This window comes from Pseudomonas sp. CF161, assembly GCF_000416215.1.
Lineage (GTDB): Bacteria > Pseudomonadota > Gammaproteobacteria > Pseudomonadales > Pseudomonadaceae > Aquipseudomonas.
In genome coordinates, this window is sequence record NZ_ATLP01000089.1 from 22,122 (window position 1) to 36,093 (window position 13,972).

The following is a 13,972-nucleotide window of genomic DNA, read 5'->3' on the forward strand; positions in this document are numbered from 1 at the left end:
GCGAGGAAATACTGGCGCTGCAGGCCTGCTGCGGCAATGGTCAAAGCCATCAAGTTGTGTGACTGGTTTGGCCAAGGCGGCGACCCCGGCGCGCGCCTCAGGCCAGGGTCGGCGAATTCTCCAGCAGGGTCTGGGTGTAGGCCGCCTGGGGCCGGTCGAGCACCTCGTCCACCCGGCCCTGCTCCACCACCCGCCCGAGTTTGAGCACCAACACCCGGTCGGCAATGGCCCGCACTACCCCCAGGTCGTGGGTGACAAACAGCAGGGTCAGGCCCTGGGCCTGCAACTCGCGCAACAGGGCCAGGATCGAGGCTTGCACCGAGACGTCCAGGGCCGAGGTGATTTCATCGCAGATCAGCAGCTTCGGCTCGCAGATCAGGGCCCGGGCGATGGCCACCCGCTGCCGCTCGCCACCGGACAGGCTGTGGGGATACAGGTCGGCCACCGAGGCCGGCAACGACACCCGCTTGAGCACCGCCTCGACCCGTTCCCGGGCTGGCGCGCCCTTGATGCCGAAGAAGTGCTGCAAGGGTGCGCTCAGGGTCTGGTACACGCTTTGCCGCGGGTTCAGCGCGCGGTACGGGTTCTGGAAGATGTACTGGATCTGGTGCCGCAACCCGGCAGCCCGCTGGCGCGCCGCCAGTTTCAGCGGCTGCCCGGCGTAGCGCAGCTCGCCCTCGGCATTTTCCCCAAGCCCGGCCACCGCCCGCGCCAGGCTGGTCTTGCCCGAGCCGGATTCGCCCACCAGCGCCAGGCATTCCCCGGGTAGCAGGCGCAGCGAAACGTCGAACAGCACCTGGCGGTCGTAGGCCAGGTTCAGGCCGTTGATTTCCAGCAACGCCGGGCGCGGCGCACGCTCGTCAATCGCCAGCAGCGGCAACTGGGGCGTCAGTTGCAGGCCCTGCACATAGGGTTCGACACAGGCCACCTGCTGCTGCGCCAACAGCTCGCGCAGCGGCGGCTCGGCTGCGCTGCACTCGGCCCGTCGCCGCGAGCAGCGGGGAGCGAAGGCGCAACCGGCCGGTCGCTGCCCAGGTGCCGGGGCGTGCCCAGGAATCGCCAGCAGCTCGCGGCGCTGGGCAACATCCGGGATCGCCGCCAGCAACCCCCGGGTGTACGGGTGCGCGGGCCGGGTAAACAGCGCCTCGCGGCTGGCGATTTCCACCAGGCGGCCGGCGTACATCACCATCACCCGGTCCACCAGGTCCTTGATCACCGCCAGGTCGTGGGACACGTACACCGCCGCCACCCCCAGGCTTTTGCACAGCCGACGCAGGGTGGCGAGGATATGGGCCTGGGTGGTGACGTCCAGGGCCGTGGTCGGTTCGTCCAGCACAATCAGCCGTGGCCGCAGGACAAATGCCAGGGCCAGCATCACCCGCTGCTGCTGGCCGCCGGACAGTTGATGGGGAAAGCGCCGCAGAAACTCCGGGTCATCCGGCAAGCCGACATCGCGCAGGGTCTCGACGATCCGCTGTTGCTGGGCCGCGCGGTCCAGACGCACCTGGTGCACGGCCAGGGTTTCGCGCAGCAGGCCGCCAATGCGCAGCGCCGGATTGAGCGCGGTGGCCGGGTCCTGGGCGACGTAGCCGATCAGGCTGCCCCGGGCCTGGCGCAGGGCCTCGCCCTGCAGTTCCAGCAGCGCCTGCCCGGCCACTTCAACCCGCCCGCTGACAATCCGCGCGCCGCGTCGGGCATGGGCCAGCAAGGCGGTGGCCAGGGTGGTCTTGCCCGACCCCGACTCCCCGACCAGCCCGACAATCTCCCCGGCGTCGAGGCTGAAGGACACCCCCGACAGCACGTCCACCTGGTCCCGCAGTTCGACCCGCAGTTGAGTGACGTGCAGCACTCGGGTGCTGACAAGGCTGCGCGGCGTCTCGATCCCGGCGATGGCGTTCATGGTTGTTTGTCTCCGATCCGTGAGCTGCTGCGGCCGATGCCTTCGGCGAGGATATTGGTGCCATAGGCGAAGATCCCGATCAGCACCGCCGGCGCCAGCACCGCCCAGGGCTGGACCAGCAGCCCGGCCTGGTTTTCATTGATCATCAAGCCCCAGTCGGCGGTGGGCGGAGCCACGCCGTAACCCAGGAAACTCAAGCCCGAGAGCATGCCCACGCCCCAGGTCAGCATGTTGCCGAAATGCACCAGCAGCGGCGTGAGGATGTTGGGCAGAATCTCGCGCAGCAGAATCCGCCGCCGCGAATACCCCATCATCTGCGCCGCCTCGACAAACTCCTGGCCGGCCACCGCCACCGCGCTGCCCCGGGCCAGGCGGATCACCCCGGGGGTGAAGGCAATGGCCACGGTGAGCACAATCAGCCAGGGCGCGCGGCCCAGCATCGAGACAATCAACAGCACCAGGATCAGGTCCGGAAACGCCAGGGACACATCCGCCAGCCAGGTGATCAACTGGTCCAGGCGTCGCCGTGAAAAGCCGGCCAGCAGGCCCAGGGCGCTGCCCACCAGCAAGGCGATGGCTGCCGCGGCCAGGGACATCCACAGCACCGACAGGCCGCCGCTGAGCAGCCGCGACAGCACGTCATGCCCCAGAAAGTCATAGCCCAGGGGCGCCGCGACCGACGGCGCGCCGTACACCTGGCCGAGCATGTCGGTCGGCGCATGGGGCGCCAGCCAGGGGCCGAACAAGGCCAGGGCCACCAGCAACAGGGTGATCAGCGCGCCCTTGCGGGTCTGCGGTTCGGCCAGCCAGCGCTGCCAGCGGGCACTTGATACGTCAGTCATGGGTCACCTCTCAAGGCGCTTTGGAGGGCGAACGCCGCCACCAGGGCTGAATGCCCCGGCGATTGCGGCGAATCATGGTCACCCGGCGCGCGGTGCGCAGTTTCGGGGTCAGCAATACGGTCAACAGGTCGGCCAGCAGGTTGATCAGCACCACACCGAGGGTGATCAGCAGCACGATGGCCTGGATCATCGGCAGGTCGCGCATCTGGATCGCCGAGTTGAGGGAGGTGCCAATCCCCGGGTAGCTGAAAATCACCTCGGCCAGCAACGCGCCGCCAATCAGCGTGCGCAGGGTCAGGGCCACGCCCTGAATGGCCGGGATCAGGGCATTGGGCAAGGTATGGCGCCAGACGATGCGCCACTCCGGAATGCCCCGCAGCCGCGCGGCAACCACGTAGTCCGACTCCAGGGCCTCGATCATCGAGGCGCGCACCATGCGCGTCAGGTACGGCAGCGCGGACAGGCCGAGGGCCAGCACCGGCAACACCAGGAACTGCAATTGGCGCAGCAGGGATTGGTCCGGGTCGAGGATCGACACCGCCGGCAGCAGGTCCATGTGCGGCATGGAAAACAGCAGCACCAGGCCGATGGCCAAGAGAAAGCCCGGGGTGGCCTTGAGAAAGATCAGCAGCGACAGGCTCCAGCGATCGACCCGGCTGTCCCGGCGCAAGGCCAGTGCCACCCCCAGCAGCAACGCCAGGGGCACCACCAGGGCGATGACCCCGGCGAGCAGGGCCAGGGTGTAGCCGAAGCGCCCGAACAGGATATCGGCCACCGGCGCATTGGAATCCAAAGACACCCCCAGTTCGCCACTCAGGGCCGAGCCCAGCCAGCGCAGGTACTGCTCCAGAATCGGCCGGTCCAGGCCCAGTTGGCGTTGCAGGGTGAGGATGCTCTCCAGGGGCGCATCGGGACCGAGGATTACCCGTGCCGGGTCCGAGGGCAGCGCCTGTGTGGCGATAAACACCACCAGGCTGATGACCCAGGCGGTCAGCAGGCCATAGCCCAGGCGCCCGATAAACCAGGCCAGCCAGGCCGGGGTGCGTGGGGGCTTGCAGGAAGCGTTGGCAACAGTCGGCTCAGGCATGGTTCAACCACAACTCGTCGAAACGCCAGGAGGCGAAGGTGGTCTGTTCCGGCTGCAAGCCGCCGACCCGGGTCGAGGCTGCATCCAGCACATCATTGAAGCCCCAGATCAGCAGGCCGCCGCGCTGGTGCTGGATGCCCTGCGCCTCGTGCACCAACTGCTTGCGCAGTTCCAGGTCGGGCTGAGCCAGGGCTTGCTGGTAGAGCGCGGTAAAGCGCGGGTCGTGGAAGTTGCTGCGGTTGTAGATCGCCTGGGGGGCATCGTTGTGCAACGCCGAAGCGAGAAAGCCCCGGGCCGGCGTAGCACCGGGCGACAGCTGCCAGTTTTCCCGCTGCGGGCCGTTGAACACCGAGCCGTCGACCTGGGTCACCTTGATCTCGACGCCGGCCTTTTTCGCCTGCTGGGCGAACACCAGCGCGGCATTGACCCCTGGCCCCGGGGTGGTGGTCAGCTCGACCCGCAACCCGTCCTGCCCGGCCTGGCGCAGCAAGGAGCGCGCCTGGTCCAGATCATGGGGGCGCTGGGCGATGGCATGGTTGTAGGTCGGGTCGTGGGGCGAATACAGGTCGTTGGCGATCCGCCCGAAGCCGTTGAGGCCGCGGTCCACCAGTTCCTGGCGGTCGGCCAGCAGGCGGAATGCCTGGCGCACCCGCTCATCCTGGAACGGCGCCTTGGCCAGGTTCAGGTTGAAGCCGGTGAATGAGGTACTGGGTGACACGTAGAGCTTGAGCCGGGTATCGGCCTTGAGCAGCGCGCTGTGCTCGGCCTGGACCCCGCTGGCCACGTCGATCTGCCCGGCGCGCAGGGCGGCGGCGCGTGACACCTGGTCCTTGAATTCGATGATTTCCAGTTCATCGGCATAGGGCTGGCCGGGTTTGTAGTAGTTCTCGAAACGGCTGTAGAGCGAGCGCTGGCCCGGGATAAAGCTCTTGAGCCTGTACGGCCCGGCGCCCACCGGGTTGGTCACCGGGTCATAGTCGGTGGGCACGATGCCGCCAAAGCTGATCAGGGTTTCATCCAGGGGGAAGAAGCTCTGGCCCTGCTTGAAGCGGATCTCGATGGTGCGCGCATCCAGCTTGCGCAGGGCCGTGCGGTCGATGGCCCCCACCAGCCCGGCAAAGGGTGAGGCGAGTTTCGGGTCGGTCAGGCGCAGAATCGAAAACAGCATGTCATCGGCGCCAATGCTCTTGCCGTGGTGGAACTCCAGCCCAGGCTTGATGCGAATGGTCCAGGCGCTGGCATCGGCATTGGGTTCGGCGAACTCGGCCAGGGCCAGGCGCGTGCTGACGTCGCGGTTCCACTCCCAGAACTTGCTGTACAGCGCCCAGCCGCGAATGATCCCGCCGCCCACCGGCTTGTGCGCGTCGAGGTTGCCGGACTGGTCGCCATCGATAATGCCGATGCGCAAGCGCCCGCCCTGGACCGGTGTGCTGCTGAGCAGCGCCGCGCCATCGGCAGGTGCCGCGCCGCCGTCACAACCGCTGAGCAGACTGCTGCCCAGCAGCAGCCCGCCACCCACGGCCAGGCTGTTGCCGAGAAAAATCCGCCGCGAAAATGCCTCACTCATGGCCCTCTCCCCTATACCGCTTCGACGGCGCTGGGCTGAGCCTTGGCCCGCGGGGTGACGCCCAGTCGCGGCACCTCGAAGCCGTGGTCCAGGTCCAGCAGCGGGAACAGCAGGTCCGCCACCCGGTGCGCTTCATCGATCAACGGGAAGCCCGAAAGAATAAAGGCCGACGTGCCCTGGGCCTCGTATTCGCGAATACGCTCAGCCACCTGCTCCGCGCTGCCCACCAGGTAAGTGCCGGCGGCCGGGCCAAGGATGTTGAAGCCGAACAGGCTCGGGCCGAGCCAGACATTGGGGTAGATCTCCAGGTCCCGGGCCTTGGGCAGGCGCCCGGCGCGGATGGTCTCGACATTGCGCTGGGTCTGCGGGTCGTCGCTGTGGAAGCTGTCCAGGGTTTCACCGGGCGGCAGTTGGCGCTCGATGGCGTTGCGCGCGGTTTGCAGCGAGGTGCGTTGCAGCAGTTTCTCGGCGTGGGCCCAGGCTTCTTCCGCGGTTTCGCGGACGATGATTTGCAGGCGGGTGCCGAAGGTCAGCTCACGGCCGATCTTGGCCGCTTCGGCAGCCACTTTGCGGAACTTGTCGCCGAGCTTGGGCGGGGTGTTGGCAAAGCTCAGGTAGACGTCGAGCAACTGCACCGAATGCGCCACCCCGGGGCCGGAGGTGCCGGCGCCCCACAACGGGATGCCCGGCTTCTGCCGGGGCGGATGCCAGCCGCCCAGGGGATGGCTGGCGGCGCCTGGCGCGCGCGGGGCAAGTTTCACGTAACGGCCGTCGTAGCCTGCGGTTTCACCGGCGTAGATGCTCTGGAAAGCACGCCAGTATTCGAGGCTGAAGTCGTAGCGCTCGTCATGGGGGTAATGCACGCCCAGGGTCGCCAGGCCCGCGTCATTGCCATTGACCACGTTGAACAGCAGGCGGCCGTTGGAGAACTGATCAAAGGTCAGGGCCCACTTGGCCAACACCGCCGGCGACAGCTCGCCCGGGTGTTGCGCCACCAGAAAACGCAGGCGCTGGGTGGCGTCGATCAGGGCCGCCGACACCGCCAGGCTTTCATTGGGGCTGGAGCCGAGCAACGAGCCGTAGTAGCCCAGCCGGTCACTGGCCACCGCCAGTTGCTTGAGGTGTTCGAAATCGGTCTTCCAACGGCCTTCGGGCTCCCATGGATAGGGGCCGTCAGGGGTGGTGAGGTACCAGAGAATCTTTACCGCCATGGTCATGCTTCCTTGAAGTGAGTGGACGACCGCGATCAGTTGCGGCGGTCGATGGCCGGCACCAGGCCCAGTTCGGTGGCGCGCTCGAACAGGCCGCTCATTTTCCATTGCTGGGTCAGCACCCCGGGGCCGTAAGGGCGCGAGCCGCCGAGGGCATCGGCCAGCAGTTGCAGTTGCGCGCCCTCCTCCAGCAACAGGATGAATTCGGCGGTGGCGCGCAGGCCCTGCTTGCCCCACACGGTGGAGCCGCCGTTGGCTTCGAGAATCGCCAGGTTGAAGGGGTTCTCGGCGATCTTGTCGAGGATGAAATCCACCTCCGGCTGGCGACGATCGATGTACACCGGCAGTTCCCGGGCCAACTGGTAGCGCTGCACCGGCACGTAGTGGAATGGCAGGGTGCGGTGGGTCTGGGCCCAGGCGCCGAGGTACGGCGAGTGCACGTGGGACACGGTGGTCACGTCCGGGTGGGTCTGGAACAGCTTGGTGTAGCGCCCGAGGCCGCCCTTGCCCTTGCCGGAAATCACCTTGCCCGCAAAGTCGGTGACCGTGGCCTGCAGCGGCTTGCGGTAGTTCCACGGCCCGCCGTAGTTGACCGAGACCAGCAATTCCTGGCCCGGCACCCGCTCGATAAAGCCCACGGTGCCGTTGGCGGTGATGGTCTGGGTTTCGCGGAACACGGTGAAGGCTTCTTCGGCGTCGATCAGTACCTGATCGATAAAGCTCTGCAGTTCCTGGCTGATGGGTTGTTCATGGATAAGCACGGTCATGGCAGTTCTCCAATAGGGATTGAGGTGAAGGCTGGGTTCAGGGTCAGGCGCGGCGTTTGGCCAGCAGTGCATGGGCCGCTTGCAGCGGGCGCGGGTCGACCCAGTCGGCGATGGCGAAATCGCGTTCGAGGAAGCCGTGCAAGTACAGGAAGTCTTTTTGCACCCCGAGGAACTCCAGGCGCTGGGGCGACAGGTCCGGGGCCAGGGTGGTGTGGAAGGCGCCGCGATAGGCCTCGGCCACCCCGGCACTGCCGGCGCGGGTTTCTTCCTCGAGAATCGCGTTCAGCGCTTCACGGTTGTTGGCGGCCCAGTCGGCGGCGTTCAGGGTCTGCGCGAGAAAGCGCACCACCAGCTCGAAATGGTTGTCCAGCAGGCTCTGGTGCACGGTGATTGGCCGTGGCGTGCCGTTGTTGATGCGGTAGCGCGGGTCGGCGATCAGGTCCAGGTCGATGCCCACCACCAGCCCCAGGCGCCGCGCGGCGTCGGCGGCCGAAGCGCCCTTGACGTACACCGCGTCGACTTCACCGCGCACCAGGTAGTCCAGGCCTGACCACAGGCGCTGCAAACCTTCCTGGGGGTTGGCGGCCTGCTCCTGGTTCTGCAACGCCACTTCCACCAGCTCGACGTCGTCGAAACCCAGGCCGGCCAGGCTCAAGGCGCCTTTGTAACCGTGCAGGCTCATGGCCCGGGCGATGCTGCCCGGACGGCTATCGCCCCACGCCGGCAGGGCCAGGCGCTTGCCCTTCAAGTCCTGGGCGCTGCGGATCCCGGAGTCGGGGCGCACGAGGATGGTCTGCCACTCCTCGATCCAGGTCAGGCCGATCAGCCGGCTCGGTGAACCGGCGGCACGCGCGGCCAGGGCCGGGACATTGCCGCCTTCGCGAAACAGCCCGGGCAACTGGTGATCGTAGTGGTGATGGCCCAGCTGGCGGGCCTCCTGCAGGGTCGAGACCGGCAGGCCGTCGGCGGCGAATTCTTCGCTGAGCCAGCCCAGTTTGTAGGCGATCCCGGAGGCGGTCGGCACCGGGCAACGGGTGAACCAGATCTGTTCCAGGGCAGACTGGGCAACGGGTTCGGCGAGTGTGGCGGCAAGCGTCATGGCGAGCTCCTGTGGCGGGTCAAGGCAGTCGCGGTGACTGCTGGCCAAGGTGGATGGCTTGCCAGGGCTATTGCAGCGCCCGTGCCAAGAGCGCAAAGCCCCGGTTTACAAGGCCTGGCGCCCTGCCCCCGGGCACTCCCGGTTGCCGATTGCTGGTCTGCCAGCAGCTTTGCATACCGACTGCTGCTGCCGGAGCAGCAGCCGGCCGGGCACTGCTGCTCCAGCAGCAACCGAGGCCCGACAGGCGCCCTGGGCCCAGGCTCAAGGCCCCGCTGGCCGTGGCTTGCAGGGGTTTTTCGGGGCTTTAAAAACGCCCTGGCGCAGAACTTGCTCAAGGCTGTTTCACCCAGCCGCCCTGGGCGGGCGCAGGCATCAAGCGCCCGCAGGGCGGCATCAGATCCCTTAACAGAGGTAATGCAATGAGCACCGTCGAACCCAACCCCGCCACGCAACCGTTGCAAGAACAGGCCCCCGTGCGCCTCCTGCACAGCGAGGCCGAGGCCATTGCCGTGGCCCGGGAGATTGCCCGGGAAATTGCCGAGATCGCCGCCGACAGCCAGGCCAACGGCCAGTTGCCACGGCGCCAGGCCCAGTTGTTGTCGGAAAGCGGCCTGACCGCCATCGGCGTGCCCAAGGCCTTTGGCGGCCTGGGCGCCTCGGTGCAGACCATCGTGGAAACCGTGCGCCTGATTTCCGTGGCCGACGGCGGTGTCGGCCAGTTGCTGCAGATCCATAACGTGATGCTACGGGGGATCTTCAACGGCTACCCGGATGAGGTCCGAGACCGCCTGATCAGCGATGTGCTGGCCGGCAAGCGCTTTGGCAACGCCCTGGCGGAAATCGGCGGCAAGAACAAGTTTGCGCTCAAGACCCGGGTCGAGCGCCGCGCGGACGGCAAGCTGATCCTCAATGGCAGCAAGTTCTACTCCACCGGCTCGTACCTGGCCGAGTGGATCTCCCTCACCGCCGCCAGCGAAGACGGCGGCGCCGGGGTGCTGCTCAACCGCAATACCCCGGGCCTGACCCTGGTCGACGACTGGGACGCCTTCGGCCAGAAGAACTCGGTCAGCGGCACGGTGATTTTCGACAACATCGAGTTGGACGAGCGCTTCGTTTCCCAGCGCAAGGGGCCGATGAAACGCACGGGCCTGACCTTCCCGCAGATCCTGCACGCGGCCATCGACACCGGGATCGCCGCCGGCGCCCTGGGCGCAGCGGTGGAGTACCTGAAGCACCACGCCCGGCCCTGGGTCGAGAGCGGTGTGGATTTCGCCAATGAAGAGCCGCACATCATCAAGCAGGTCGGTGAATACGCCGTGGCGCTGCGCGCTGCCGAATCCCTGCTGCGCGATGCGGCGCGGGTTTTCGACCAGCATGAGCTGGACCCGGACAACAAAGAGCTGCAAGACGAGCTGATTCTTTCCGTGGCCACCGCTCGTGCCCATTCCGACAGCGCCTCGCTGAAGATCTCCAGCGACATCTTCTCGCTGCTCGGGGCCAGTTCTTCACTGAGCAAATGGAACCTCGACCGCTTCTGGCGCAACGCCCGGGTCCACACCACCCATGACCCGATCCGCTGGCGCCTGCACCATGTGGGCAACTACTACCTCAACGGCGTCGACCCTGGCGAATACACCGCAATCCTCAATGCCAAGGAAAAACAGGGCGCCACCCGCAGCTGACCTGCCGACCCTGTGTGGCGCGGGATCCGGCCCGCGTCACGCCTGGCCACCGATTTTGCCCCTCCTCCTTGCAACGAGCCTTTCATGATCGAAAAACACCCTCTTTTGCGCAGCCTGGCGATCTACCGGGAAATGCCCTGGCGCTTTGCCCTGGTGGCCGCGCTGTACATCGCCGTCAACCTGGGACTGGTCTGGCAGCAATGGCTGATCGGCCATGCCGTGAATGACGTCAGCGCCGGGCGTGCGGTGCTGCGCCAGGCCGATGGCAGCCTGGACGCCAGCCTTGGCTGGTACTGGCTGTGGCTGATGCTGGCGGTGGCCCTGGGCCGTGGCGTGCTGCAATACGCCGCCAGCGTGCTGTCCCTGGTGCTCAGCCAGGAACTGCTGACCCGCCTGCGCGAGCGGATCCTGGCCCAGGTCCAGGGCCTGCACCTGGGTTATCACTGGCAGCACGGCATGGGCGAGATGATCACCCGCACCACCCGTGACGCCGACAAGGTGCGTGATGCCCTGATCAGCTTCTGGCGCCAGGTGGTGGAAACCCCGCTGGTGGTGCTGGCCACGGTCGGCCTGCTCAGTTGGTACAACCCGCTGCTGGGGCTGGTGCCGCTGTTGCTGACGGTGTTCGGCCTGGGGATTTTTGTGTTGCAGACCGAGCGCCTGGTCAGCCTGGACCGTGCAGTGGGCGCCGCTTACGACCGGGTCAACCAGGACCTCAGCGAAGGCATCGGCGGGGTGCGGGTGATCAAGTCGTTCGGCCTCGAACACAGCCGTGTGCAGCGCTTCGCCGGCCAGGTGGCGCTGTTTGCCGGGCATGCGCGCCAGGCCCTGGCCTACTCCAGTTCGCGCATCCCCCTGCCCCAGGCGGTGGTCGCCCTGGGCCATGTCTGGATCCTGGTCTACGGCGCGCACCTGGTGGCCGCCGGGCAACTGGGGATCGGCGAGCTGGTGACCTCGCTGCTGATCGCCACCACCCTGGTGTTTCGCATCGAAGGCATCGGCCGGGTAATGCAGACCTTCGCCGACGCCCGCTCCAGCGCCGAACGCATCTGGCAACTGCTGGACGAGCCCGCGGCCATCCGCAGCGGCAGCGCGCGCCTGCCCGACAGCGCCCTGGGCCTGAAGCTGGAACAGGTCAGCGTCAGCGCCCCGGGGGGCGGGCTGAACATCCTCGAGCAGTGCAGCCTGACCTTGCAGCCGGGAGAGATCGTGGCCCTGGTCGGCGCCACCGGCACTGGCAAGAGCCTGCTCGCCAGCCTGTTGCCGCGCCTCAGCGACATCAGCGCCGGGCGCCTGCTGCTGGGCTCCGACAGCGCCGGCTGGCACGACATTCGCCAGCTCGAGCTGAGTGAGCTGCGCCGGCGGGTGCACGTGGTGCCCCAGGAAAGCTTTCTGTTTTCCGACACCCTGGCTGCCAACCTGCGCCTGTGTGCGCCCCAGGCCAGCGACGAGCAGCTGCGCCACGGCCTGCGCCTGGCCGCGGCCGAAGATGTGCTGGAACGCCTGCCCCAGGGCCTGGCCACGCCCCTGGGCGATCGCGGGGTGACCTTGTCCGGCGGCCAGCGTCAGCGCCTGAGCCTGGCCCGGGCCCTGCTCGGCACCCCGGACATTCTCTGCCTTGACGACGCCACCAGTGCCCTGGATGCCATCAGCGAGCGCCAGGTGCTGAACAATATCCGTCAGTTGCGCCGCGACCAGGGGCGTGCCACCACCCTGCTGGTGATTTCCAGCAAGCTGTCGACCATTCTCCTGGCCGACCGGGTGCTGATGCTGCAACACGGCAAAATAGCCGCCAGCGGCACCCACGCCGAACTGCTGCGCAGCAATCCGGACTACCGCGACCTGTTGGGGATCGACCATGGCTAATCCAATCGCCGGCAAGGCCTTGAGCGATATCGAAATCGAAGAACTGCTGGCCAGGAAAGCCCTGGACCGCAGCATGTTCAGTCGGCTGCTGCCATTGCTGGGGCCGATCCGTGGGCAGATCTTCAGTGTGATCGGCATCGAAGTGCTGCTGGTGCTCACGGTGTTTCTGCGGCCGTGGTTCGTGCGCGAACTGCTGGACCGGGGGCTGGTGCTGCACGAGCAGCACTGGTTGCTCGATGAGCGCCTGGTGCTGTGGCTCGGCCTGGGGCTGGCGGCCAGTTGGCTCGGGCGCTTCCTGCTGGCCGGGCTGTCGCAGTTTGTGGCCGGCAGCGCGGCGATCCGCGTACTCAACGACCTGCGGGTCAGGGTGTTTGCCCATGTGCAGTCGCTGAGCGTCAGCTACTTCGACCGGACCAAGGCCGGGCGCATCATTTCCCGCGCCGACCGCGATGTTGACGCCCTCGAACCGCTGCTGATCCAGGGCCCGCCGGAGCTGCTGGGGGCCCTGCTGCGCTGCGGCCTGGCCTCGATCATGTTGTGGCGCATCGAGCCGCGGTTCTTCCTCAGCCTGGCGGCCACCGTGCCCTTGCTGGTGCTGGCGACCTGGAGCTTCAAGCGGATTTCCCAGCGCAACTGGGCCAAGGTCGCGGAAAACCGCAGCCGCTTTACCGCGCACCTGGTGGAAAGCGTCAGCGGCGCGCGCATGTTGCAACAGTGCGCCCAGGAAACACCGAACCTGCGGCGCTACCGTGGCCTGCTGGACGACTTCAACCAGGCGCTGATTCGCGGCAGCCTGCGCTCCAGCTGGTTCGCGCCGTTTACCGCGCTGCTCAGCTCGGCGGGCATGGCCGTGCTGTTGCTGGTGGGCGGCTACGGCCTGGCGCAGGCGGATGTGACGGTGGGCCAGGTGGCGGAAAGCCTGTTCTACGTGTTCTTGTTTCTGGGGCCGTTGCAGGAGCTGTCGGACCTGTTCGAACGCTACGCCACCGGTTCAGCCTCGGCCCAGCGCATCTTCCTGCTGCTCGACACCCAGCCGCAGATCAACGACCTCCCGGAGCCGCGCAACCTGGGCCGGGCCCGGGGCGCGGTGAGTTTCGAGCGCGTGTGCTTTGCCTATGACCCTGGGGCCAAAAACCCGGTGATCAATGACCTGGACCTGGAGATTGCGGCCGGCGAAGTGCTGGCGATTGTCGGCCCCTCGGGCCATGGCAAGAGCACCCTGGTGCAGTTGCTGACGCGTTTTTACGAGGTCCAGTCGGGGGCGGTGAAACTCGATGGCATCGACATTCGCGACCTGGCCCAGCACGAGCTGCGGCGCAGCGTGGGCGTGGTGTTGCAGGACAACGTGCTGTTCAGCGGCAGCATCCTCGACAACCTGCGCCTGGCCGCGCCCCATGCCGACGATGCCGCGCTGATTGCCGCGGCCCGGGAGCTGGGCGCCGACGAGGTGCTGGAGCGCTTGCCCCATCAGTACCAGACCGAAGTCGGGCCGCTGGGCAGCCACCTGAGCCATGGCCAGCGGCAACTGGTGTGCCTGGTGCGCGCCTACCTGGCAGACCCGGCGGTGCTGGTGCTGGACGAGGCCACCTCGGCGGTCGACATCCACACCGAACGCCGCATCCAGCGGGCCTTTCGCCGCCTGTGCCAGGGGCGCACCGCCATCATCATCGCCCACCGCCTGGCGACCATCCGCGATGCCGACCGCATCGCCGTGATCCGCCATGGGCGCCTGGTGGAACAAGGCCCCCACCACCAACTGATCGACCAGGGCGGCGCCTACGCGGCGCTGTACCAGACCTACCTGCGCAGCGCCGAAACCGGAGCCAGCATCGACGAAATCAGCGCCAGTACCGCCTGAAACCCCGTAGCCGCTGATGCAAGGCGCCTGTTCGGGCCAGCACAGCCTCGCGGGCTCGGCAGCGGCTACAGCTGTAATCGCTGCCGCAGGCTG

10 protein-coding genes are annotated in these 13,972 nt (G+C 67.2%); 3 read left to right on the forward strand and 7 right to left on the reverse strand.

The genetic code is table 11. The features are described 5' to 3' along the window. Positions 1-97: 97 nt before the first annotated feature. From CF161_RS17450 to CF161_RS17480, 7 genes are read right to left on the reverse strand one after another with little or no spacing between them, the layout of a single operon-like run. On the reverse strand, positions 98-1,900 hold the full coding sequence (locus CF161_RS17450) for an ABC transporter ATP-binding protein (RefSeq protein WP_020297906.1): 1,803 nt from the start codon (positions 1,898-1,900) through the stop codon (positions 98-100). After that, positions 1,897-2,742 carry an ABC transporter permease gene (locus tag CF161_RS17455; protein WP_020297907.1) on the reverse strand — a complete coding sequence of 282 codons (846 nt, stop codon included), beginning with the start codon at positions 2,740-2,742 and terminating at the stop codon, positions 1,897-1,899. Before CF161_RS17455 ends, CF161_RS17450 begins: the two co-directional genes overlap by 4 nt. A 10-nt stretch (positions 2,743-2,752) precedes the next feature. After that, on the reverse strand, positions 2,753-3,829 hold the full coding sequence (locus CF161_RS17460; protein ID WP_020297908.1) for an ABC transporter permease: 1,077 nt from the start codon (positions 3,827-3,829) through the stop codon (positions 2,753-2,755). Beyond that, positions 3,822-5,396 carry an ABC transporter substrate-binding protein gene (locus tag CF161_RS17465; protein ID WP_020297909.1) on the reverse strand — a complete coding sequence of 525 codons (1,575 nt, stop codon included), beginning with the start codon at positions 5,394-5,396 and terminating at the stop codon, positions 3,822-3,824. The genes CF161_RS17460 and CF161_RS17465 overlap by 8 nt, the downstream gene beginning before the upstream one ends. A gap of 11 nt (positions 5,397-5,407) precedes the next feature. Continuing rightward, positions 5,408-6,607 (reverse strand): LLM class flavin-dependent oxidoreductase, encoded by a 1,200-nt coding sequence (locus tag CF161_RS17470; RefSeq protein WP_020297910.1) that lies wholly within the window; start codon positions 6,605-6,607, stop codon positions 5,408-5,410. A 35-nt stretch (positions 6,608-6,642) separates the two neighbouring features. After that, positions 6,643-7,374 (reverse strand): class II aldolase/adducin family protein, encoded by a 732-nt coding sequence (locus tag CF161_RS17475; RefSeq protein ID WP_020297911.1) that lies wholly within the window; start codon positions 7,372-7,374, stop codon positions 6,643-6,645. A gap of 43 nt (positions 7,375-7,417) precedes the next feature. Continuing rightward, positions 7,418-8,473: an ABC transporter substrate-binding protein gene (locus tag CF161_RS17480; RefSeq protein WP_020297912.1), complete on the reverse strand. Its 1,056-nt coding sequence runs from the start codon at positions 8,471-8,473 to the stop codon at positions 7,418-7,420. A 419-nt stretch (positions 8,474-8,892) separates the two neighbouring features. On the opposite strand from CF161_RS17480, the gene CF161_RS17485 reads away from it, so the two are divergent. The 3 genes from CF161_RS17485 to CF161_RS17495 all read left to right on the forward strand — a co-directional run bounded on the left by CF161_RS17485 (position 8,893) and on the right by CF161_RS17495 (position 13,879). After that, entirely contained in the window at positions 8,893-10,155 is a 1,263-nt protein-coding gene (locus tag CF161_RS17485; protein ID WP_020297913.1) for an acyl-CoA dehydrogenase family protein, read from the forward strand. A gap of 84 nt (positions 10,156-10,239) precedes the next feature. Beyond that, the gene (locus CF161_RS17490) at positions 10,240-12,021 is read left to right on the forward strand and encodes an ABC transporter ATP-binding protein (protein ID WP_020297914.1); all 1,782 of its coding nucleotides are present in this window, start codon (positions 10,240-10,242) and stop codon (positions 12,019-12,021) included. Further along, positions 12,014-13,879: an ABC transporter ATP-binding protein gene (locus tag CF161_RS17495; protein ID WP_020297915.1), complete on the forward strand. Its 1,866-nt coding sequence runs from the start codon at positions 12,014-12,016 to the stop codon at positions 13,877-13,879. The genes CF161_RS17490 and CF161_RS17495 overlap by 8 nt, the downstream gene beginning before the upstream one ends. Positions 13,880-13,972 lie beyond the last annotated feature (93 nt).